Here is a 20,240-nt window from a genome sequence, read left to right on the forward strand (position 1 = left end):
AATCGGCAACCTGATTTGACCGAATCTTAAAAAACCGCTGGAAAACCGCGAGAAAATCGGCTTAAAGCGAGACCTTGGTTAAAATCCTGGTTGGCGTTTATCCCTTATTAGTGCTTCGTTGACTATAAATTGGGATCTGACGTGACTATACGCATTTGCCATCGTCTTACCGTATTTGGCTTTCAATAGGGCAACGGGCGGTGACCAGTGGACGGGGATCGAGTTGATTTATAACGAAGAGTCCAAGAACCGGGTTTCAAAAGGGGCGGGCGGTATTTCTGCTTTTATGCGGAAGACGGCGGCTACTCTCAGGACCCTTGTTCCGGCTGTGCTGCTCGTCATCGGGCTGCTGGCGGCCAACTCCGAGGCCTCGGCGCAGACACGCGCCTTGAAGCTGTATAACGTTCATACAAACGAGAAGCAGACGATCGTCTTCAAACGCGGCGGCCGATACGACGCGTCGGGTCTCAAGAAGATCAATTACATTCTCCGCGACTGGCGCAAGAATCAGCCGACCAAGATGGACCCCCGTCTGCTCGACCTGATCTGGGAAGTCTACCAGAAATCCGGTTCGCGCGATTATATCCACGTTGTCTGCGGCTACCGTTCGCCCGGCACCAATGCCATGCTCAAGGGCCGTTCGCGCCGCTCGGGCGTCGCCGAAAAGAGCCAGCACATGCTCGGCAAGGCGATGGACTTCTATATTCCTGATGTCCGCCTGAGCAAGCTGCGCGAAATCGGCGTTAAGTTCCAGGTCGGCGGTGTCGGCTTCTATCCCAAATCAGGTTCGCCCTTCGTGCACATGGATGTCGGCGGCGTTCGTGCCTGGCCGCGCATGCCGCGCCGCGAACTCTCGCGCCTCTTCCCCGATGGCAAGACATTGCATCGGCCCGCGGAAGGTGGCCAGATGCCCGGTTACACCGCCGCTCTGAAGGATTACAAGCGTCGTGTCGGCTCCAGCTCCATTCTGGTCGCGGGCGGCTCGTCGACGAATTCGGATTCAGATTCGAAGCCAGGCAAGAGCCTGCTTGCGGCACTCTTCTCGCGTGCCGACGAGGATGAGGGCGATTTCAACGATGCGCCGGAGGCAGTCGCCGAAAAGCCTTCGAAGAAGGTTAAGGAAGAGCCCAAGGAAGAAATCCTGACGGCCTCGGTCGAGGACGAAAAGATTGCTGCACCGGTTCCCCGTGTCCGCCCGGCCTATGCCGAGGAAGAGACCGAGACGCTGCAGACGGCGCTTCTCTCGACCAAGAAGAATGCTGCCGAAGATGCGATGAAGGCGGCACTGACGCCGCAGATCGAGGCGCTGGAAACCGCAAGCAAGGAAGACGCGAGCAAGGAAGACGAGAAGTCTGAATTCTCCAATCTCGCGGAATACAAGATTCCGGTTCCCGAGCTTCTCGGTGAGCGCAAGCGTCCGGGCGACGGCGAAGAGGTGCTGACCGCATCGGCGGAGACTCTCGACGGTGCGACCATGGCTGCGCTGGGTGGCGTGCCGGTCCCGGTGTTCCGTCCGGAAGATGGGCAGAAGCTGGTCACCGCGGCTGCCGACGACCTCAACGCTCCGGCGCCTGACCTGAAGGCCGAGGAAGTTGCAGCACTCGCTCGTGAAACCGGCGAGAAGCTCAACGCCGATGACCAGACTGATTCAGACGAAGTTGCAGGCATGATCGATAGCCTGGACGGCGCCGACAAGACCAATGCGGATGCCAACCTTGCCGAAATGGCGTCGCTCGACATGCCGAAGACCACTGTAACGCGTGGTTTCGAGATTCCGGCCAGCCTTCCCGAAGACGAGGCTGCCGTGACTCCGAAGGCCGCCACCAAGGGCCGCCGCCTGACCCGCGAAGAAGCGAAGGCGGATGCCAATGACAGCACCCGTATCGAGCCGAAGCTGACGCAGAACCTGATCGCCCAGTGGGCGCTGACCAAGGGCCGCGCGGAAGTGATTGCAAAGCCGGTCAAGGCGCCGCGCTTCGTCAGCCGCACGATGCGCAAGCAGCCGACTGCGGTCTATGCCGACGGTTTCAGCCTCAGCACGGCGGAAGTCAATCCGGCCCGGTTCTCCGGCACCGCGGTCAACTTCATGCCGGTCAAGAAGTTCGAAAACTAAGCGTCTCAAGTTTTGTGGAATGAAAAGCGCCGGGTCGTCGATCCGGCGCTTTTGCTTTGTGATTGCGCCCCGCCAAAGAGGATAATTGGAATGACTTTGCCGACAACGCCTTTGGTATTCGACGGGCACAACGATCTTCTGCTGCGGCTGCTGCTCGGCCATACGACTGTGGAACAGGTTCGCAATGGCGGAGGAAAGCACCACATAGATCTTCCTCGTGCCACCGAAGGCGGCTTCGGAGGCGGAATGTTCGCCATCTTCAATCCCGATCCGCCGGGCGCTTCGAGCAGCCTCGACAATATGACGGACGACATGGCGCTATCGGGTTTGCTGGACCCCGATGTGGCGCTGCGCTCGACGGTGGGGCAGGCGGCACTTCTTCATGAACTCGCTGGGGATGGCTCAGTCATCATTTGCCGCACGGCCGAGGAGATCGAAACCGCGCTCGACAAGCCGCCGATGGCCGCGGTCCTGCATCTGGAAGGGGCCGACAGCATCGATCCGGAATTCAGGGCGCTCAATGTGCTCTACGCGCTCGGCCTCAGAAGCCTGGGGCCGGTCTGGAGCCGCAAGACGCGCTGGGCGGAGGGGGTACCGTTCCGCTTTCCCTCGACGGGCGACACGGGGCCGGGGCTGACCGAGGACGGGAAGCGGCTGATCCGGGAATGCAACAGGCTCGGCATTGCGATCGACCTGTCGCATCTCAACGAGAAGGGTATGGATGACGTTGCCGCGATCACCGATGCGCCGTTGATCGCGACCCACAGTAATGCCCATGCGATCTGCGCGCATGCGCGCAATCTCACCGATCGCCAGCTCGACATGATCGCCGAATCCAAGGGCATGGTCGGCGTCAATTTCGCGGCTGCCTTTCTGCGCCCGGATGGAAAGATGCGAACCGACTTCGGGCTGGATGTGATGCTGCGCCATTTCGATTACCTCATAGGCAAGCTCGGCGAGAATGGCGTCGGCTTCGGCTCCGATTTCGACGGGGCGATGGTCTCGCGCGAGATCAAGGATGTGGCAGGCCTGCCCAAACTACGCCAGGCGATGCTGGATGCCGGCTATGGCGCGGCGCTGATGACCAAGCTCTGCCATGGCAACTGGATCGACGTGCTGTGCCGGACCTGGAAATGACCAACAAAAAGCCGCCGGTGTTTCCATCCGGCGGCTTTTGAAACTATCCAGTCGAAGCGATTATTCCTCCGGCGGGCCTTCGATCATGCCGAGCGCCGCCAGGTAGGTCTCGAGGATGGCTTCCTGTTCCATCCGCTCGTCCTTATCCTGCTTGCGGATGGCGATCACCTTCTTCAGGATCTTCGAGTCGAAGCCGGTCGACTTGGCCTCGCCATAGACGTCCTTGATGTCGTCGGCGATGGTTTTCTTTTCTTCTTCCAGCCGCTCGATCCGTTCGATGAAAGACCGCAACTGGTCGCGTGCGACGCCATGTGCATCTGCCATTGATGCCCGCTCCTTTGATGATTCCGTGACAATATTTCGAGCGCTCACGTGCCGCGAAAGGCGGCCGAGGTCAAGCGGATTCGGCCGGATTGGCCCTACTCTTTGGGACGATTGATCTCGAATGCGGCCTTCTGTGCATCGCTTGCCACATCCTGATGCCTGGCCTTCCATTCGTCATAGGGCATGCCGTAGACGATCTCGCGCGATTGGTCCCTGGTGAGGCCCGCTCCGGCCTCGGTCGCCGCATCGAGATACCAGTTCGACAGGCAGTTGCGGCAGAAGCCGGCGAGGTTCATCAGGTCGATGTTCTGCACGTCGTCGCGCTCGCGAAGATGGGTGACGAGCCGGCGGAAAGCGGCGGCTTCGAATTCAGTCTTCTGGTCTGGTGTCAGGTCGGTCATCGCTTCAATCTTCATATGGGCCGGTTCTCGACGGATAGACCTCATATCTATGCAGCGCCGGGTCGGCATTCAACCGCTCGAAGATCGGCGCCAGGTGATCGGCCCATTCAGCGACGCCCGGCTCGACCGCGATGAGATCCTGCCGCACTTCGAGCAACGCATGCGGAATGCCCCTTTTCATGCAATGGCGGTACATCGTGTCGCCGCGCAGTGCGCCGTCATAGGGTTCATTGTCGCCGGTCACAATGCCGGGCAAGGCGGCGAGCGCATGGATCAGGGCCTGTGCGGCACGTGGGTCATTATCCCACAGCACGCCGGCATGCCAGGGCCTGGCATAGGCTTTCCAGAATGGCGTGAAGGAATGCAGCGACATGATCAGCGGCGCGCGGCCGGTGGCGTTCTCCACGGCCGCGATCATGCCCGTGACGGCGCCATGGTACGGCCGGTGATAGTGGTGCAGTCGCGCGTCCCATTCCTCCGGCGATATCGGATAGTTGCCGGGGACGATCGCGCCATCGGAAATCTTCATGATCAGGGTCGGATCGTCCTCGCCCCGGTTGGGATCGATGAGGAGCCGCGAGAAGCAACTCATGACGGCCGGGGCGCCGAGCCTGGCCGCGAGCGCGCGGGTCAGCGGTTCGATGCCGATGTCATAGGCGATGTGCCGCGTGAACGCCTCGGGGCCGAGGCCCAGCGTTCCGTACTTTGCGGGAAGATGGTTGGTCGCATGGTCGGCCAGCAGGATGAGGCCGAGATCGAGATTGCCTTCGATCACTTCGAAGGCCTGAGAATCTTGCATGGATTGCCCTCTGGGCACACTTTTTGACATTTTTTTAAAGTCTTTGCATGCGAAGCAGTGTCTTTCAAGGCAGGCGTTATTGAGACTTGGCAAAAGGCGCAATATGAATGGATTCGACGTGCTGCCGGACACTTGTAAACGCAGTGCGGGAATGAACTGCGATTGTTGGCCAAACCCGTGTCGAATAACGGAAAAAGCTGAATATAATCGATTAAATTTGCGTTGACTTTCGGTTTTTGGCAGCGCAAATAGCACTCACGTCATGGGAGCCTCCTGGACCATCATGCCCACAGTTGCAGCATCGCGGATCGCGGCACGCAGGATCTGGGGACAAGCCCTTGCCGGTGTCCTCGGGAAAACAGACAGCATCTTTTCGATCAGGAGGATATTGCTCGCTTTGGCAATGGCATCCGGAGGCATGGCTTTGAGCGCCGGCGCGGCATCGGCCGAGTTCCGGGTGTGCAATGCCACGCAGAACGCCGTGGGCGTCGCGATCGGCTATCGCGCCAAGGAAGGCTGGATATCGGAGGGCTGGTGGCAGATACCGGCGACGACCTGCTACACGCTGATCGAGGGGCAATTGCAGTCGCGATATTACTACCTTTATGCCGAGGATGCGGCCCGCGGGGGACGCTGGACCGGCAACGTTAATATGTGTGTCGCAGAAAACGAGTTTAAGATAACCGGAGTGCAAGATTGCTATGCCCGCGGGTACCAGCAATTCGGCTTCAAGGAATATGACACGGGGCGTCAGGGAAGCTGGATGGTTCAGCTGACGGATACGCCGACTACAAATGAAAGCCAGAATTGATGAAGCGGAACAGAAAAGTCAAAATCCTCGCCACGCTCGGCCCGGCTTCGAACGAAGAAGCGATGATCGAGAAGCTGCATAAGGCAGGCGCGGATCTTTTCCGGATCAACATGAGCCATTCGAGCCACGACATGATGCGCGAGCTGATCGGCAAGATCCGTGCAGTCGAGGCACGCTCCGGCCGGCCGATCGGCATTCTGGCCGACCTCCAGGGGCCGAAGCTTCGCGTCGGCAAGTTCGCCAACACATCCGTCGAACTGAAAGCGGGCCAGACCTTCACGCTCGACAACCGCAGCGAGCCTGGTGACGACACCAGAGTCTACCTTCCGCATCCCGAAATTCTCGAAGCCGTCAAGCCGGGCGATCGCCTGCTGATCGATGACGGCAAGCTGCATCTCAAGGCCGTTGAATGCAACGGCACCAGCATCGTGACGACAGTCGTTGCTGGCAACAAGATCTCCGACAAGAAGGGCGTCTCGCTCCCGGATACGATCCTTGCGATCGGCGCCTTGACGGAGAAGGACCGCGTCGATCTCGACGCCGTGCTCGCCACCGGCAGTGTCGACTGGGTCGCGCTGTCCTTCGTGCAGCGGCCTGAGGATCTGGCCGAGGTGCGCAAGATCTCGCGCGGCCGGGTTGGGATCATGTCGAAGATCGAAAAGCCGCAGGCGCTGGAGCGGATCGATGAGATCATTGAGATGTCGGATGCGCTGATGGTGGCGCGCGGCGATCTCGGCGTCGAGATGCCGCTCGAAGCGGTGCCCGGCATCCAGAAGCAGTTGACCCGTGCCTGCCGTCGCGTTGGCAAGCCGGTGGTCGTCGCCACGCAGATGCTGGAATCGATGATCTCCGCCGCCGTGCCGACCCGCGCCGAAGTCTCCGACGTCGCGACCGCCGTCTTCGAAGGTGCGGACGCGATCATGCTGTCGGCCGAATCCGCGTCAGGCCAGTATCCGGTGGAGGCGGTGACCACGATGGCGTCGATCGCCAGCACGGTCGAGCAGGATCCGTATTATTCCAACATCATCCACGCCCAGCGCCCGAAGCCGGAGCCGACCGGAGCGGACGCCATTTCGCTCGCCGCGCGCGAGATCGCCGAGACGCTGAAGCTTGCGGCGATCGTCTGTTACACGGGCTCGGGCAATACCGGCCTGCGTGCCGCGCGCGAGCGGCCGGAAGTGCCGGTGCTGGCGCTGTCGCCGATCATCGAGACCGCGCGCCGGCTCTCGGTCGTGTGGGGCCTGCATTGCGTGGTGACGGAGGATGCGAGTGACCTCGACGACATGGTCAACCGCGCCTGCCGTATCGTGCACCACGAAGGCTTTGGTACGCCGGGCGATCGCGTCATTATTACGGCCGGCGTCCCCCTTGGCACGCCAGGCGCCACCAACATGCTGCGCATTGCGTATATCGCCTCGGACGGACAAAGCGGCGTCTAAGTTCTATTCAGCATCAACTGAATATCGACCGTCGCGTCTACCTCGGCGCGATGCGCCGTTCGACATCACGAGCAATCTTCTGCAGGTCGCGGGGCAATCCTGCGACCTTTTCAATTGCTGCGATCACCAGATCGGTGGCGACATAGTCCGGCTTGTGGCCGAGACCCTTGACCCAGACCAGTTCGGAGCTGGCGATGTCCCGGTTCAATCCCAGCGAATGCAGTTCCTCGTAGACGATGTCGTCGCTGTCGCCGGTGACGATCACCGTGGGCGCGGTGATCTCCTTGTAACGGGGCTGCGTCCTGCGCACGTAGACCAGCAGGTTGGCGACGTCCCGCGCATTGCTGCAGAAATTTTGCGGCCGCAGGACGAGAGGGATTGCGGCGCGCTCCGAGTATCCCTCCGGTACCGGATTGGGCTGGAAGACGTGCTCCACGCCGGCATCGAGCTGCATCAGGCCGGCGGGCAGGCTCAGCGTGTTGCAGAAGATCGGGCCGAGATAGGGAATGTTCGCGAGGTCATAATACCAGTCGATGCCGCCCGGCCAGGGATGTGTCGCGGGTGACAGGAAGACGAGGCCCTGGACCATGCTCTTGTGGCGGAGCGCCAAGCTCGCCGCGGTCGCGCCGCCGAAGGAATGGCCGATGATGATTGCACGACGGATGCCGCGCTTCTCGATAAGCTTGGCGATTGCGTCGGCCTGTCCATCGGGCGTCAGGTTCTGGTCGCCGCCGCGGTCGGAATAGCCGTGCCCGGGCCGATCGATGAACAGCATCTCGGCGCGCCCCTTGAGCGGTTCGAGGAATGCCATCATCGGATCGCGCAGGTTGCCGCTGGCGCCATGGATGAAGACGAGCGGCGGCAGATCCGCGCCTTCCGGTCGCGGCACATGGACGCTGTTGAGCCTGAGCCCGCCGACATCTATCAATTCACCTGTGTTGGGATAGCGCTCACTGATCTGCCGCGCCTGCCACTGGGTGAACAGGAACGCCAGGAAGAGCATGCCGAGGAGAATGGCAAAAAGGATGAAGACAAGCTTGAATGCAAAATACATGAATGAGAATAGGCCGGTTGAGAATCAGAACTGATACGAAGCCGATTGCATTCCGGTTCAGGTCTTCTGGCCGGCCAGCTTGTTCGTCAGTTCGATTAGCTGCTGCTGCGCTTCCCGGTCCGAGGGATAATAGGCGAGGTAGGCCTCCCATGCCTCGAGCGCCTGCCGGTCATGGCCGGTTTCCTGCAGGATGCCTGCAATGCCGGCAAGGGCGCCGATGTGGCGCGGTTCCAGTGCCAGAACACGGGCGCTGTCCGACATCGCCTTGGGATAATTGCCGAGCAGATAGTGGATGGTGGCGCGCCTATTCCAGCCCTCGGCGTAATCCGGGGCGAGCAGAGTGACCTGATCGAGAAAATCGAGCGCCGCGCCGTAACGCTTGTCGTTGACCGCGCGTGACGCGTTCTGCATCAGGAGATCGACCGTGGCGCTGCCCGAAAATGTGAAGACTTCGCGGATCTCGTTGGCGATACCGAGCGCCAGTTCGGTGCTGCGTTCTTTCTTCAGCCGGTCGAAAAGGCTGTCGAGGCGCTCAGCTTCCGTGGCGAGCGGGCCGGGAAGCTGTTCCTTGACGGTGGCGGGCTTGCTGCTCTTGGCACTGTCCTGTGCGTGTGCAGGCCCGAGTGCGGCCGCGAGGAGGAGAATCGAAATCGTGGACGTAATAAAGCGCATGGCGGGCATGCTAGCCCGCCATCGTGAATATTCAAAGGCAAAATGTCGTGAGCAGCCGGCGGCCGTTCAGCCCTGGCGGGCCTTGTAGCGCGGGTTCAGCTTGTTGATGATGTAAACCCGGCCCTTGCGGCGGACCAGCTGGTTTTCACGATGACGTGCCTTGAGCGCTTTCAGCGAGTTCTTGATCTTCATTGTTCTGATCCGCGAGGTTAGCAGGTTGATCCTGCTTCATTGACAATCAAAGGCGCGCCACTTCTTTAAGGTGCGCGCCCGAATTTGGTGAGGCATGTACCGTTTGAAGGAGGCGATGTCAACCTTCAAGGGCTCGAATTTCTAGGCCATCCGGCCTGATTTACACATGAAAAAGCCTGACGGCGCCGGCTTGTCGTTTGCGTTGGCTTGAATTGTTCAGTGCCCGCCGAAGGCAGTCTTCAGAAGTGAAAGCTGCGCCTGAACCGAATTCTGGTTGTTGGCAGCCGGCACGACCTGCTCGCCGGGGCGATAGATTTCCCGATCGAGCACAGCGACCCGGTTCTGCAGGCGTATCGACTTTTCGACGAGATCGCGGAAGTCGCCCGGCAGGTCGTTCCAGCCCGGAGCGGTGCGGTCGACATTGAACGTATCGAGGCGAACCTTCTTCTTCTCGTTGACGACCTGGTCGCGGGTCATCTCGCCATTGTTGATGGCACGCTGCAGCAGCAGCCAGGAGGCAACCTGCATGAGGCGGGTCGTCAGACGCATGGATTCTGCGGCGTAGAGTACCGATGCCATGCGCGGCAGGGCCTTGGACGCAAGGCGACCGGGTCCGTCGAGATAGCTGGCGGTCTCTTCGACCAGCGTCATCCCTTCGGAATAGAGTGCCTTGAACTGTGCGGACGACGCCGCGTGTCCGGCAAAACTGATTGTGTTGGCCCCGGTCTCAGACATTCATTTCATTCCCAAATACGCATCACAGTGGAAAGCAGCGAGAAGCTCCGATAGAACGAGGCCGAGAATGCTACCACTTGGACGTTTGCGCAAGCCGATTCTTAAGGAACGGTTAATCTCCACAACTAAACTTAAATGCCATGAAATTGCTCCACTTTCCCGCCAACAAAAAAAGAGCCGCGGAAAGCGGCTCTCAAGGTAAAACAGCGAGAAAAATCAGACGCTACCCGATGAAGGAAATTGTCTGAGTCCAGAAGCTCTGGATGTGATCAGTAATAACATGGAAAGGTTAACGAATGGTTAACGACCGGCCCGCGCCCGAAGAATAAGTCGCAACCACGGCGTTTGAAAGGCCGGATATCCTTCGTTTCCTCTGCATCATTCTTGCGTCAGCCTCTCATTGTCACGTGGTTTACATTGGGCGCGCTGTTCGGATTGTTGCGCAGGACGGTACCCCGTCAGTCGCGACACCTCTTCAATTCGGCGCAATCTTCCTCTAGTCTCCCGTCACGATTTGGGCGGATGGAAAGAGCGCATGGCAGGAGCAGGGTTTTTCGATCGGGATGAAGAGGGTGGCGAACCGACGTCCTATGGACGAAGACTTTCAAGCCCGATGTCCTACTTCTGGACCATGGTTATCTTCCTCATACTTGTCGGCTTTGCAGCCGCTATCCTGTTCAGGCAGGGCCGCGAGGCTTTCATCGCCAATCCCGGCCTCAATGGCCTGATTCTCGGCGTCCTGGGCATCGGCATCCTGCTCGCTTTCAACCATGTGTTGGCGCTCAGGCCCGAAGTGCGCTGGTTCAATTCGTTTCGTGCGGCAGGCAGTGCTGAAAAGGCGGGCCGCGAACCTGTCATGCTCGGGCCGATGCGGGCACTGATGTCGACGAGCCAGAGGGGCGCGCTGTCGCCGGCGGCGCTGCGGTCTATTCTCGATTCGATCGCAAGCCGGCTGGATGAGACCAGGGATACCACACGCTACCTCACAGGGCTTCTGATCTTCCTCGGTCTGCTCGGAACCTTCTGGGGTCTGCTCGGCACGATCGGATCGATCAACACCGTCATCCAGGGGCTCGATCCCGGCTCCGGCCAGACGGCAGATATTCTCAACACCCTCAAGCAAAGCCTGTCGGCGCCCCTCACCGGCATGGGCACGGCGTTTTCGTCATCGCTCTTCGGCCTTTCGGGCTCGTTGGTGCTGGGTTTCCTCGACCTTCAGGCGGGTCGCGCCCAGAATCGCTTCTATAACGAACTGGAAAACTGGCTGTCGTCGGTGACCGATGTCAGCCACGACTTCGCGCCGGCGCTTGTCGAAGGTGCCGGCACGGGTTCGACCGAGGAGCTGAAGTCGCTCTCCGAACAGCTGGTGAAGATCAGCCAGGAAGGCGGCAGCACGCAGCGTTCGACCGCCGCCATGGCCTCGCTCGCCGAGGGCATCCAGGGTCTGGTGCGCAACATGCGGACGGAGCAACAGATGTTGCGCGACTGGATTGAGGCGCAGCAGGAGGAATCCAAGGCACTGAGGCGCACGCTCGACCAACTGACCGACAAGATCGGGGGCAAGTAGCATGGCCTTGCGTCGCAAGGGCGGCCGTGAGCGCACCGTCGATTACTGGCCGGGTTTCGTCGATGCGCTGTCGACGATTCTGCTCGCCATCATGTTCCTGCTCACCGTGTTCGTGCTTGGGCAGTTCATCCTGAGCCGGGAAATCTCCGGCCGCGATGAAGTGCTGGAACGGCTCAACAACCAAATCAACGAACTGACCGAACTCCTGGCGCTCGAGAAGGGCGGCAAGCAGGATCTCGAGGATTCCTTCGCCAATCTCCAGTCGCAACTCATGTCGGCGGAGACCGAGCGGTCGCGGCTGCAGAAGATCCTCGAGCAGGGAAGCGGCGATTCGAATGCCGCCAATGCCCGCATCGGCACGCTGAAAGAGGAACTGTCCCAGCAGAAGGACGTCAGCCAGCAGGCCTTGAGCCAAGTCGAACTGCTCAACCAGCAGATCGCGGCGCTCAGGGCGCAGATCGCCGCCGTCGAACAGGCGCTCCAGGCGTCCGAGTCCAGGGACAAGTCGTCCCAGACCAAGATCGCCGATCTCGGCCGCCGGCTCAATGTGGCGCTCGCCCAGCGCGTCCAGGAGCTCAACCGCTACCGGTCCGACTTCTTCGGGCGGTTGCGTGAGATCCTCTCCGATCGCGAAAATATCCGCATCGTCGGCGACCGCTTCGTGTTCCAATCCGAGGTGCTGTTCCCGTCGGGCGGCAACGAGCTCAACGATGCCGGCAAGGCGGAGATGTCCAAGCTCGCCCAGGCGCTGCTCGATCTTGCCAAGGAAATCCCGGCCGAAATCAACTGGGTGCTGCGCGTCGATGGCCATACCGACAACGTGCCGCTCTCCGGCACCGGCAAATATGCCGACAACTGGGAGCTCTCATCGGCGCGCGCGACCTCGGTGGTGAAATTCCTGATCTTGCGGGGCGTGCCGGCTGACCGGCTGGTGGCGGCGGGTTTCGGCCAATATCAGCCGATCGCGGAAGGCGACAGCGACGAGGCGCGCAACCAGAACCGCCGCATCGAACTGAAACTGACCGAGAAGTAACGTCTACTCGCGCAGCAATGCGGTGAAGACGATCGCGATGCCCATGACGACGGCGATCTTCCAGAAGTCGCGGCGCTGGCGCAGGCCCGGTACGTTGAACGGCCAGATAAGGTGGAGAAGCATCAGGAAGATACCGAGGAGCGGGACGATTTTTGTCAATTTTCTCCGGTCCTTAGTGGGTATATGCCATATTATCGGCGCCTTTGGTGGCGAAGCCGTCGAGCCTTCCCTCTATTTGGAGTGTGCGGCCGTGTCACGTAGATTTAAGTCGCACGAATCGGGTCGCTCCGCCAATGCATAATAGCTGTGAAGGTGGCCGGGTTGGTTTTACGCCACGCGCCATTCGGAATCAGTTCGAGACAACCTGAAGCACGAAGAGTTATGCCGCATGAGACAGAATCTGTTTTCCGTTTTGGCACTCCTGATCGGAACCCTATTCCTGTTTCTCGGCAACGGTCTGCACAGTCTGCTGATGCCCATGCGTGGGGCCAATGAGGGCTATTCGGAAACCGTACTCGGCTTCTTCGGCACATCCTGGGCGGCGGGCTTCGTGCTCGGCTGCATCTTTGCGCGGCGGCTGGTCAAGCGGGTCGGCCATGTCCGCGCCTTTTCGGGTTTCATCTCGATCATCGCGATCACGGCACTGACCACCGGCATCGTGGTCGATGAAAATGTCTGGATATTTTCGCGCGCCGTCACCGGTTTTTCGTCGGCGGCGACCGTGATGATCATCGAGAGCTGGCTCAACGAGCGGGCGACGAACGAGAGCCGGGGCATGATCTTCTCGTTCTACATCTCGATCACGCTGATCGGCGTCGTGGGTGGCCAGATGGCCGTTGCGGGCGCGGATATCAATGGCCAGACGCTGTTCCTGCTGGCGGGCATATTCTATTGCTTCGCGATGCTGCCGACGCTTGTTTCCAACGCGCAGACGCCCAAGCCGCTCAACGAGCTGAAGCTCGATCTGGTTGCGCTGTACCGGAACTCGCCGGTGTCGTTTGTCGGCATCCTCTTGGTGGGCATCGCCAACGGTGCGTGGGGTACGCTGGGCGCCGTGTTCGGTGCGAAGGCGGGTCTTTCTCCCGGCGACATCGCTATCATGATGACGATCACGATCTTCGCCGGTGCGGCGATGCAGATCCCGGCGGGCCGGATGTCCGACCGGATGGACCGGCGTTACGTGCTTGCGATCCTGTCCGGCGTCTCGTTTCTCGCAGGCTTCCAGCTTTTCGTCGTGCGGCCCGAAAACGTGACGACCCTGCTGATCCTGATCGGCGTCTATGGCGCTACGGCCTATGCGCTCTATCCGATCGCGGTGGCGCATGCCAACGACTTTGCCAAGTCATCGGACTTTGTGGCGATCTCCGGCGGGTTGCTGCTGCTCTACGGCATCGGCACGGTGATCGGACCCTCGGTCGGCGGTCCGGTCATGCAGTATATGGGGCCCTATGCGCTGTTCGCGGTCACGGCGGTTTCCCATTTCCTGATCGTCGTCTACGCACTGCTGCGCTCGCGGATGCGGGCACCGGTTCCGGTCGGCGAGCGTGACAGCTACCAGTCGGTTTCCTCGGGGACGACGGTGACGCCCGAAAGCCTTTCGCTCAGCCCGCGCGCGCAACCCTTGCCGGAAAGCGAGGATGCCGCTAACCTTCCGCGCAGCGATAAAGGAGCGGAACCGGCATGAGCCTGTTCGACGAAGACAAGCCGATCAAGAAGCCGGGCCACGAGATCGGCTCCGATATCTCATTGCTGTCCGTCGACGAACTCAAGTCGCGGATAGCGATCCTGCAGGCCGAGATCGCGCGGCTGGATGCCGAGATCGCTGCCAAATCCTCCAGCCGCAATGTCGCGGAGAGTCTCTTCAAGAAATAGCGGGGCTCGACATGAAGGCCACGCGTGCCCTGGGACCATTTCGACATTTCATGGGCCGCCCCAAGCTGGTGGCCGCGATCGTTTTCGGGATCGTGGTCTATTGGCTGGTCCCTGTCAGTGGCTTCGACATCGCGACACGCTCGCTCATCGCGTGGAACGCGGCAGTTGTGCTTTTCCTGGTGCTCGCGGGAATTGCCATGCGCCGAGCCACGGGCGAATCCATGCGCAAGCATGCACAAGAATTGGATGAGGGGCACTATACCGTCCTCACCATGGCCTTTGTTGCCGCGACCGCGAGCCTGGCCGCGATTGTCTTCGAACTCATAAATCTCCGCAATCATCCGGGTGCTGACGCCGTCCTCTATATCGGCCTGTCCGGCCTAACGATCCTGACGGCGTGGAGCTTCATCCACGTCATCTTCACGGAACATTATGCTCACGAATTCTACGTCGACCGGGATCGAAATACGGCCGACATCCAGGAGAGCCAGGGGTTGAAGTTTCCGGGCACGAAGGAGCCCGACTATCTGGATTTTCTCTACTTCACCTTCACCATCGGCGTGGCCAACCAGACGGCCGATATCGCGATCGAATCCCGCGCCATGCGCGTGCTGGTCCTAGTCCATTCGATCATTTCCTATTTCTTCAACACCATTATTCTGGCGCTGACGATCAACATCGCGGCAAGCCTGCTTCAGAAATGAGCGAGAGACATGCGCAGCATGCGCCGGATTGCCCGGGCAGGGAATTCGGCCTAATAGGGTTGCTCATAAAGACTGAGAAAGAAGACGAATGATTTCCAGGGCGCTCAAGGCGCAGCTGCGTGCGCAAAGACTTGCCGCACGCGATGCCATTCCCAGCGAAAGCCGCATAGAAAAAAGCCTTGTCATGGCGGAAGCGGGCGGCGCCGCGATCGACTTCGTGCCCGGCACGGAAGTCTCCGGCTTTTTTCCGATCAAGTCGGAAGTCGATGTCCGGCCGCTCATGCAGCGGCTGAAGGACAAGGGCGCGAGCCTCTCGGTGCCTGTCGTCGTCGACAAGCAAACGATCGTCTTTCGCGAACTGGTTGCCGGCGTTCCGCTTGTCAGCACCGGTTTCGGCACGTTCGGTCCGGGGCCGGATGCCAGGGTCGTCGATCCCGAGATCATGCTTGTTCCGATGTCGGCCTTCGATCGTATCGGGCACCGTATCGGCTATGGCGCGGGTTTCTACGACCGGGCGATTTCGCGTCTCCACGACATGGGCCGTCAGCCTCGGCTGATCGGCGTCGCCTTCGATTGCCAGGAGATCGAGGTGATCCCGGCTGAGGATCACGACGTCGCGCTCGATGCGATCCTGACCGAAAGCGGTTTCAAGGTCTTCGGGAAGGAACTGGCATGAGGCTGCTCTTTCTCGGAGACATGGTGGGGCGGACCGGACGGCAGGCGGTGTTTGATCGGCTGCCCGGCCTGATATCGGACTTCAGGCTCGATTTTGTCATCGTCAATGGCGAGAATGCGGCGGGCGGCTTCGGCATCACAGAGGACATTCTTAATTCGACGATCGGCGCGGGTGCCGACGTGATGACCACGGGCAACCATGTCTGGGACCAGCGCGAGGCGCTGATCTTCGCCGACCGCCACGACCAGTTCCTGCGGCCGGCCAATTATCCCGCCGGCACGCCGGGCAAGGGGGCGGGCGTCTTCATGGCGCGGAACGGCGCGCGGGTCCTCGTTGCCAATATCATGGGGCGGGTGTTCATGAGCCCCGATCTCGACGATCCGTTCAAGGCGGCCGAGAACATTCTTGCGGCTTGTCCGCTCGGCGAGCAGGCCGATGCCGTCGTCTTCGATTTTCACGCCGAGGCGACGAGCGAAAAGCAGTGCTTCGGGCATTTCGTCGATGGCCGCGCAAGCTTCGTCGTCGGAACCCACACCCATGTGCCCACCGCCGACCACCAGATCCTGAATGGCGGGACGGCCTATCTCTCGGACGCGGGCATGTGCGGCGACTATGATTCCTCGCTCGGCATGGAGAAGGAGGAGCCGCTCAACCGGTTCCTCTCCAAGGTGCCGCGCGGCCGCTTCGAGGCGGCATCCGGTCCAGCGACGATCTGTGGCGTCGGCGTGGATATTTCCGATCGCACGGGGCTCGCGGAGAATATCGCACCGCTCCGGCTTGGCCCGCGCCTCAAGGAGACCGTGCCGGACTTCTGGTCCTAGTACGGCCGTAAAGCCTATTGGATAACGCCATTGTGAGCGGCCGCCGGGATTTTCAGGGTGGACGATCGTATGATGGTGCCGCATCTTTCGCAGCTGCGACAAGGCTGAATGGAGGTATGCGATGCTCCGATGGCTTTTATCGGCACTTGCTGCCGTAGGATTCCTCGTCTCCGTAGCGCATGCTGAGGACGCCAAACCCCGACATTTCAGCCAGTGCCAGGCGATTGCCGGCAATCTGCCAGGCGCGACCTTCGCCCGTTTCGAGCCCAGCGCCGATTCGATCAAGTCGCAGCCGGCGGCGATGACCGATGAGCCGGTGACGATCACCTATCTCGGACATTCCACATTCTACATCCAGACGCCGGGTGGCGTGACGATCGCCACGGACTACAATGGCTGGTACAAGCCGCCGGTCCGGCCCATGGTCGCGACCATGAATCACGCGCATACCACCCACTATACGCTGACGCCCGACCCCGGAATCCAGCATGTGCTGCATGGCTGGAGCGACACACCGGGCGAGGCAATCAAGCATGAGCTGATGGTGGACGATACGTTCATCCGCAACGTGACGACCGATATCCGAAGGTGGGGCACGTTCGAGGAAAACGGCAACTCGATCTTCATCTTCGAGGTCGCGGGGCTCTGCATCGGCCATCTCGGCCATCTGCATCACGAACTCGCTGAAGGACATTATGCCGAGATCGGCAGGCTCGACGTGCTGATGGTGCCTGTCGATGGCGGGCTGACCATGGGCAAGCAATCAATGAGCAAGGTGGTGCAGCGGCTGCGGTCTTCGGTGATTCTGCCCATGCATCGCCGTGGTCCGGTGATCGACGATTTCCTCGGCATGTTCGGCTCCGGATATGACGTGTTCAGATCGCCCGAGGATACGATACAGGTGTCTGTCCGCTCGCTGCCGAAGAAGCCCACGATCTATGTCCTGAAGGGAGTTTGACCGAAATCCGAACCCGAAACGCGCCCACACCCTCTTGAACACAGCCTTTTCCGGCAATATAAGGCCGCCTCTAGGGAAAACAGGACGCATAGGGGTGCCATGGCCGGCCATTCACAGTTCAAGAACATCATGCACCGCAAGGGCAAGCAGGACGGCATCCGTTCGAAGATGTTCTCCAAGCTCGCGCGCGAAATCACCGTTGCCACCAAGGCCGGCTTGCCCGACCCGACGATGAACGCCGCACTTCGCCTGGCAATCCAGAACGCCAAGGCGCAATCGATGCCGAAGGACAATATCGACCGCGCTATCAAGAAGGCCTCCGGCGCCGATGCGGAGACTTACGACCAGGTCCGCTATGAGGGCTATGGTCCCGGCGGTATCGCCGTCATCGTCGAAGCCCTGACCGACAACCGTAATCGCACGGCCTCCAATGTCCGTTCGATCTTCACCAAGGGCGGCGGCGCACTCGGCGAAACCGGCTCTGTGTCGTTCTCCTTCGACCATGTCGGCGAGATCGTCTATCCGCTCTCCGCTGGCGATGCCGACAAGGTGATGGAAGCGGCGATCGAGGCCGGCGCCGATGACGTCGAGACCGATGAGGAAGGGCACTACGTCTATTGCGCCTTCGAATCGATCAACGAAGTGTCCAAGGCACTCGAAGCCCAGCTCGGCGAAGCCTCGACGGTCAAGGCGATCTGGCGGCCGCAGAACTCCATTCCGGTCGATGAAGAGCGCGCGCAATCGCTGATGAAGATGACCGACTCGCTTGAAGACGATGACGACGTGCAGAATGTCTATACCAACATGGACATTCCCGAGGACGTCATGGCCAAGCTTTCGGCCTGAGCCTGAGCGCGATCAGAAATTAGCCCGGAGCGAGAGATCGCTCCGGGCTTTTTCATGCCGCCTTGCGGACGATCGTGTCGAGGCCGGCGAAGAGATCGATCGATCTCAGCCGCGCATCGACATCTGATATCGGCATCGAGATGATCAGTTCATCGATGCCCGTGACCCGGATGAAATCGGCGAGGTCACGCTCGGCGGCCTTCGGCGAGCCGACGATCGCATATTGCAGCGTGTGCTCGACATTGTACCTCTCGCTCTCGGTCCAGTGCTCGTCCATGTTTTCCACCGGCTTGGGGAAATAGCCGCGCGCATTGCGCCGGAGATTGATGAACTGCAGCTGGGCCGAGGTGAAATGATATTTGGCCTCGGCATCGGTATCGGCCACGACGCCCATGATGCCGGCCATGACGTAAGGCTTGTCCAATTGCGCCGAGGGCTGGAAGCGCTCGCGATAGATGGCGATCGCATCCATCAGTGCGTCCGGCGCGAAATGCGAGGCGAAGGCATAGGGCAGGCCGAGAGCGGCGGCGAGATGCGCCGAATAGAGGCTGGAGCCCAGCAGCCAGATCGGCACATTGGAATCGACGCCCGGCATGGCGAGAATCTGCTGGCCATCCTCGACCGGCCCGAACAGGCGCTGCAGTTCCTGGATGTCGTTGGGGAATGTATGGGCGCCTGCGTCCAGATCGCGGCGCAAGGCCCGCGCGGTTCGCATATCGGTGCCCGGCGCGCGGCCGAGGCCGAGATCGACACGGCCCGGAAACAGTGCAGCCAGCGTACCGAACTGCTCGGCAATCACCAGCGGCGCATGGTTCGGCAGCATGATGCCGCCCGAGCCGATGCGGATCTTGGAGGTCGCATGGCCGACGTGGCCGATCAGCACCGAGGTCGCGGAACTTGCGACCGCCGGCATGCCATGGTGTTCGGCAAGCCAGTAGCGCAGATAGCCCGCGTCCTCGGCGGCTTTCGCCATGCGGGCGGTGTTGCGGAAGCTTTCTTCGACAGTGCCGCCTTCGACGACCTGCGAGAGGTCGAGAATGGAAAAGGGGATCATGCTCAAATCCTTGGGAGGAGAATTCGACCTGACTTGGGTATGCGCGGTGGCGGAGTCAAGGATGGGGCGCGGCCGGACTACTTTACGATCTTGTCCCATGGTTGCGCATACGGCGTGAATTCCTCTACCTGACCCATGTTCTGTTGGGCGTAGGAGTAGAGTTCGGAATCAAAGCAGATGGTAAAGCGATAGTCAGCGTGCTCGCCGTCGTTGAATTTCATCTGGAACTCGAAGAACCTAGCCTCGACCCGTCTGCCATGCAGAACTGTTGCCAGCAAATGGATGAGGACATCCAGGGTTTCTTCGTCGAAAGCTGCGACCGCAATTTCGGCACTCTCTTTGGAAAATCGATTGTCGCCCATGCGAAGTTTGAGAATCTGCGGTTTTGCCTGATAATCGATCCTGGAGTTTGGCCGCTTCCGAAGCTGCGTGAGATCTTCCCAAATCTGGACATGGTTTTCATACGTTACGTCTATGCTGGCGCTGTCCTGCCACACCTTGATATGCTGGTTCTTTCTGAGCGTTTCAAAGCTCATTGTTGCGACCTTTTTGCAGCGCGGATTGACCAATGTTTCCAAAGTTGTCGTCGCCAAGCAAGTGCTTGTCGATTCATTCTTAGAGATGAGACATGCCATGAACCTTGAAACCAACAAACGGAATGTCATTGCCTTCTACGAAATGATGTTCAACGAGTGCCGGCCGCGCGAGGCGATCGAGCGTTATGTCGGCGACGAATATATCCAGCACAATCCGCATGTTGCGACGGGCAAGGAGGGCTTCATCGCCTATTTCGAGCGGATGTCGAAGGAATGGCCGGGCAAGATGGTGACCGTGAAACGTGCCATCGCCGAGGGCGATCTCGTCGTACTTCATTGCCATCAGCATTGGCCCGGCGATCACGATTATGCCGGGATCGACATCTTCCGCCTCGATGATAATGGCAAGATCGTCGAGCATTGGGACGTGCTGCAGGTGTTGCCCGAGCACTCCGAAAATCCGAACGGCATGTTCTGAAACCAAGAGGCCGCGGAC

General features: G+C 60.2%; 24 protein-coding genes. 14 read left to right on the top strand and 10 right to left on the bottom strand.

Annotation, left to right across the window (positions count from 1 at the left end):
* Positions 1-286: 286 nt before the first annotated feature.
* Both ACSQ26_RS00405 and ACSQ26_RS00410 read left to right on the top strand, forming a co-directional pair.
* The gene (locus ACSQ26_RS00405) at positions 287-2,113 is read left to right on the top strand and encodes a DUF882 domain-containing protein (RefSeq protein WP_436005205.1); all 1,827 of its coding nucleotides are present in this window, start codon (positions 287-289) and stop codon (positions 2,111-2,113) included.
* Between the two features lie 90 nt (positions 2,114-2,203).
* Complete coding sequence (locus tag ACSQ26_RS00410) at positions 2,204-3,250, top strand: dipeptidase (RefSeq protein WP_436005207.1); 1,047 nt, start codon at positions 2,204-2,206, stop codon at positions 3,248-3,250.
* A gap of 60 nt (positions 3,251-3,310) precedes the next feature.
* Here ACSQ26_RS00410 and ACSQ26_RS00415 read toward each other — a convergent pair whose 3' ends face one another.
* The 3 genes from ACSQ26_RS00415 to ACSQ26_RS00425 all read right to left on the bottom strand — a co-directional run bounded on the left by ACSQ26_RS00415 (position 3,311) and on the right by ACSQ26_RS00425 (position 4,774).
* Positions 3,311-3,574, bottom strand: a complete 264-nt coding sequence (locus tag ACSQ26_RS00415; RefSeq protein ID WP_025557135.1) for a GapR family DNA-binding domain-containing protein — start codon at positions 3,572-3,574, stop codon at positions 3,311-3,313.
* A gap of 95 nt (positions 3,575-3,669) precedes the next feature.
* Positions 3,670-3,975, bottom strand: a complete 306-nt coding sequence (locus ACSQ26_RS00420; RefSeq protein ID WP_436015030.1) for a DUF1244 domain-containing protein — start codon at positions 3,973-3,975, stop codon at positions 3,670-3,672.
* 4 nt (positions 3,976-3,979) lie between these two features.
* Positions 3,980-4,774, bottom strand: a complete 795-nt coding sequence (locus ACSQ26_RS00425) for an N-formylglutamate amidohydrolase (RefSeq protein WP_436005209.1) — start codon at positions 4,772-4,774, stop codon at positions 3,980-3,982.
* A 403-nt stretch (positions 4,775-5,177) separates the two neighbouring features.
* On the opposite strand from ACSQ26_RS00425, the gene ACSQ26_RS00430 reads away from it, so the two are divergent.
* Positions 5,178-5,585 carry a DUF1036 domain-containing protein gene (locus ACSQ26_RS00430; RefSeq protein ID WP_436015032.1) on the top strand — a complete coding sequence of 136 codons (408 nt, stop codon included), beginning with the start codon at positions 5,178-5,180 and terminating at the stop codon, positions 5,583-5,585.
* Positions 5,585-7,024, top strand: coding sequence for a pyruvate kinase (pyk, locus tag ACSQ26_RS00435; RefSeq protein WP_436005211.1), 1,440 nt, complete (start codon positions 5,585-5,587; stop codon positions 7,022-7,024). Before ACSQ26_RS00430 ends, pyk begins: the two co-directional genes overlap by 1 nt.
* Positions 7,025-7,061: 37 nt before the next feature.
* Here the strand turns inward: pyk and ACSQ26_RS00440 are convergent, their stop codons facing one another.
* From ACSQ26_RS00440 to rcdA, 4 genes are all read right to left on the bottom strand, one after another.
* The gene (locus tag ACSQ26_RS00440; protein ID WP_436005213.1) at positions 7,062-8,078 is read right to left on the bottom strand and encodes an alpha/beta fold hydrolase; all 1,017 of its coding nucleotides are present in this window, start codon (positions 8,076-8,078) and stop codon (positions 7,062-7,064) included.
* Positions 8,079-8,135: 57 nt separating this feature from the next.
* The gene (locus ACSQ26_RS00445) at positions 8,136-8,759 is read right to left on the bottom strand and encodes a hypothetical protein (RefSeq protein WP_436005215.1); all 624 of its coding nucleotides are present in this window, start codon (positions 8,757-8,759) and stop codon (positions 8,136-8,138) included.
* Positions 8,760-8,816: 57 nt separating this feature from the next.
* The gene (gene ykgO, locus ACSQ26_RS00450; RefSeq protein ID WP_258158395.1) at positions 8,817-8,942 is read right to left on the bottom strand and encodes a type B 50S ribosomal protein L36; all 126 of its coding nucleotides are present in this window, start codon (positions 8,940-8,942) and stop codon (positions 8,817-8,819) included.
* A gap of 216 nt (positions 8,943-9,158) precedes the next feature.
* Positions 9,159-9,677: a protease adaptor protein RcdA gene (rcdA, locus tag ACSQ26_RS00455; protein ID WP_258158394.1), complete on the bottom strand. Its 519-nt coding sequence runs from the start codon at positions 9,675-9,677 to the stop codon at positions 9,159-9,161.
* Between the two features lie 535 nt (positions 9,678-10,212).
* On the opposite strand from rcdA, the gene ACSQ26_RS00460 reads away from it, so the two are divergent.
* Both ACSQ26_RS00460 and ACSQ26_RS00465 read left to right on the top strand, forming a co-directional pair.
* Positions 10,213-11,244, top strand: coding sequence for a flagellar motor protein MotA (locus ACSQ26_RS00460; protein ID WP_436005218.1), 1,032 nt, complete (start codon positions 10,213-10,215; stop codon positions 11,242-11,244).
* A 1-nt stretch (position 11,245) separates the two neighbouring features.
* Complete coding sequence (locus ACSQ26_RS00465) at positions 11,246-12,277, top strand: peptidoglycan -binding protein (protein ID WP_436005220.1); 1,032 nt, start codon at positions 11,246-11,248, stop codon at positions 12,275-12,277.
* Between the two features lie 3 nt (positions 12,278-12,280).
* Here ACSQ26_RS00465 and ACSQ26_RS00470 read toward each other — a convergent pair whose 3' ends face one another.
* Positions 12,281-12,436, bottom strand: coding sequence for a hypothetical protein (locus ACSQ26_RS00470; protein WP_436005222.1), 156 nt, complete (start codon positions 12,434-12,436; stop codon positions 12,281-12,283).
* A 229-nt stretch (positions 12,437-12,665) separates the two neighbouring features.
* Between ACSQ26_RS00470 and ACSQ26_RS00475 the strand changes: the two genes are divergently transcribed.
* The 7 genes from ACSQ26_RS00475 (at position 12,666) to ACSQ26_RS00505 (ending at position 18,154) form a co-directional block, all read left to right on the top strand.
* Complete coding sequence (locus ACSQ26_RS00475) at positions 12,666-13,961, top strand: MFS transporter (protein WP_436005224.1); 1,296 nt, start codon at positions 12,666-12,668, stop codon at positions 13,959-13,961.
* Positions 13,958-14,149 carry a DUF1192 domain-containing protein gene (locus ACSQ26_RS00480; RefSeq protein ID WP_436005226.1) on the top strand — a complete coding sequence of 64 codons (192 nt, stop codon included), beginning with the start codon at positions 13,958-13,960 and terminating at the stop codon, positions 14,147-14,149. The genes ACSQ26_RS00475 and ACSQ26_RS00480 overlap by 4 nt, the downstream gene beginning before the upstream one ends.
* Positions 14,150-14,160: 11 nt before the next feature.
* Positions 14,161-14,853, top strand: a complete 693-nt coding sequence (locus tag ACSQ26_RS00485) for a DUF1345 domain-containing protein (RefSeq protein ID WP_436005228.1) — start codon at positions 14,161-14,163, stop codon at positions 14,851-14,853.
* Positions 14,854-14,941: 88 nt separating this feature from the next.
* Entirely contained in the window at positions 14,942-15,529 is a 588-nt protein-coding gene (locus tag ACSQ26_RS00490) for a 5-formyltetrahydrofolate cyclo-ligase (protein ID WP_436005230.1), read from the top strand.
* Positions 15,526-16,350: a TIGR00282 family metallophosphoesterase gene (locus ACSQ26_RS00495; RefSeq protein WP_436005232.1), complete on the top strand. Its 825-nt coding sequence runs from the start codon at positions 15,526-15,528 to the stop codon at positions 16,348-16,350. The genes ACSQ26_RS00490 and ACSQ26_RS00495 overlap by 4 nt, the downstream gene beginning before the upstream one ends.
* Before the next feature lie 121 nt (positions 16,351-16,471).
* Entirely contained in the window at positions 16,472-17,308 is an 837-nt protein-coding gene (locus ACSQ26_RS00500) for an MBL fold metallo-hydrolase (protein WP_436005234.1), read from the top strand.
* Positions 17,309-17,407: 99 nt separating this feature from the next.
* A complete protein-coding gene (locus ACSQ26_RS00505) occupies positions 17,408-18,154 on the top strand; it encodes a YebC/PmpR family DNA-binding transcriptional regulator (protein ID WP_436005236.1) in 747 nt (248 codons plus the stop codon).
* 52 nt (positions 18,155-18,206) lie between these two features.
* On the opposite strand, the gene ACSQ26_RS00510 is transcribed toward ACSQ26_RS00505, so the two are convergent.
* Both ACSQ26_RS00510 and ACSQ26_RS00515 read right to left on the bottom strand, forming a co-directional pair.
* Positions 18,207-19,208 carry an LLM class flavin-dependent oxidoreductase gene (locus ACSQ26_RS00510; RefSeq protein ID WP_436005238.1) on the bottom strand — a complete coding sequence of 334 codons (1,002 nt, stop codon included), beginning with the start codon at positions 19,206-19,208 and terminating at the stop codon, positions 18,207-18,209.
* Positions 19,209-19,285: 77 nt separating this feature from the next.
* Complete coding sequence (locus ACSQ26_RS00515) at positions 19,286-19,801, bottom strand: hypothetical protein (protein ID WP_436005240.1); 516 nt, start codon at positions 19,799-19,801, stop codon at positions 19,286-19,288.
* Positions 19,802-19,841: 40 nt separating this feature from the next.
* On the opposite strand from ACSQ26_RS00515, the gene ACSQ26_RS00520 reads away from it, so the two are divergent.
* Positions 19,842-20,222, top strand: a complete 381-nt coding sequence (locus ACSQ26_RS00520) for a nuclear transport factor 2 family protein (protein WP_436005242.1) — start codon at positions 19,842-19,844, stop codon at positions 20,220-20,222.
* Positions 20,223-20,240: the final 18 nt, after the last annotated feature.

This window comes from Rhizobium sp. LjRoot254 (assembly GCF_964254105.1).
In the GTDB taxonomy this organism is placed as follows: Bacteria; Pseudomonadota; Alphaproteobacteria; order Rhizobiales; family Rhizobiaceae; genus Rhizobium_E.

Bases quoted from the DNA above. Each gene is read 5' to 3' on its own strand.
- ACSQ26_RS00505 (WP_436005236.1), top strand. From the start codon at position 17,408: ATGGCCGGCCATTCACAGTTCAAGAACATCATGCACCGCAAGGGCAAG.
- ACSQ26_RS00485 (WP_436005228.1), top strand. From the start codon at position 14,161: ATGAAGGCCACGCGTGCCCTGGGACCATTTCGACATTTCATGGGCCGC.
- ACSQ26_RS00460 (WP_436005218.1), top strand. From the start codon at position 10,213: ATGGCAGGAGCAGGGTTTTTCGATCGGGATGAAGAGGGTGGCGAACCG.
- ACSQ26_RS00420 (WP_436015030.1), bottom strand. From the start codon at position 3,975: ATGACCGACCTGACACCAGACCAGAAGACTGAATTCGAAGCCGCCGCT.
- ACSQ26_RS00425 (WP_436005209.1), bottom strand. From the start codon at position 4,774: ATGCAAGATTCTCAGGCCTTCGAAGTGATCGAAGGCAATCTCGATCTC.
- ACSQ26_RS00465 (WP_436005220.1), top strand. From the start codon at position 11,246: ATGGCCTTGCGTCGCAAGGGCGGCCGTGAGCGCACCGTCGATTACTGG.
- ykgO (WP_258158395.1), bottom strand. From the start codon at position 8,942: ATGAAGATCAAGAACTCGCTGAAAGCGCTCAAGGCACGTCATCGTGAA.
- rcdA (WP_258158394.1), bottom strand. From the start codon at position 9,677: ATGTCTGAGACCGGGGCCAACACAATCAGTTTTGCCGGACACGCGGCG.
- ACSQ26_RS00480 (WP_436005226.1), top strand. From the start codon at position 13,958: ATGAGCCTGTTCGACGAAGACAAGCCGATCAAGAAGCCGGGCCACGAG.
- ACSQ26_RS00445 (WP_436005215.1), bottom strand. From the start codon at position 8,759: ATGCCCGCCATGCGCTTTATTACGTCCACGATTTCGATTCTCCTCCTC.
- ACSQ26_RS00405 (WP_436005205.1), top strand. From the start codon at position 287: ATGCGGAAGACGGCGGCTACTCTCAGGACCCTTGTTCCGGCTGTGCTG.
- ACSQ26_RS00490 (WP_436005230.1), top strand. From the start codon at position 14,942: ATGATTTCCAGGGCGCTCAAGGCGCAGCTGCGTGCGCAAAGACTTGCC.
- pyk (WP_436005211.1), top strand. From the start codon at position 5,585: ATGAAGCGGAACAGAAAAGTCAAAATCCTCGCCACGCTCGGCCCGGCT.
- ACSQ26_RS00415 (WP_025557135.1), bottom strand. From the start codon at position 3,574: ATGGCAGATGCACATGGCGTCGCACGCGACCAGTTGCGGTCTTTCATC.
- ACSQ26_RS00410 (WP_436005207.1), top strand. From the start codon at position 2,204: ATGACTTTGCCGACAACGCCTTTGGTATTCGACGGGCACAACGATCTT.
- ACSQ26_RS00500 (WP_436005234.1), top strand. From the start codon at position 16,472: ATGCTCCGATGGCTTTTATCGGCACTTGCTGCCGTAGGATTCCTCGTC.
- ACSQ26_RS00510 (WP_436005238.1), bottom strand. From the start codon at position 19,208: ATGATCCCCTTTTCCATTCTCGACCTCTCGCAGGTCGTCGAAGGCGGC.
- ACSQ26_RS00430 (WP_436015032.1), top strand. From the start codon at position 5,178: ATGGCATCCGGAGGCATGGCTTTGAGCGCCGGCGCGGCATCGGCCGAG.
- ACSQ26_RS00520 (WP_436005242.1), top strand. From the start codon at position 19,842: ATGAACCTTGAAACCAACAAACGGAATGTCATTGCCTTCTACGAAATG.
- ACSQ26_RS00475 (WP_436005224.1), top strand. From the start codon at position 12,666: ATGAGACAGAATCTGTTTTCCGTTTTGGCACTCCTGATCGGAACCCTA.
- ACSQ26_RS00495 (WP_436005232.1), top strand. From the start codon at position 15,526: ATGAGGCTGCTCTTTCTCGGAGACATGGTGGGGCGGACCGGACGGCAG.
- ACSQ26_RS00440 (WP_436005213.1), bottom strand. From the start codon at position 8,078: ATGTATTTTGCATTCAAGCTTGTCTTCATCCTTTTTGCCATTCTCCTC.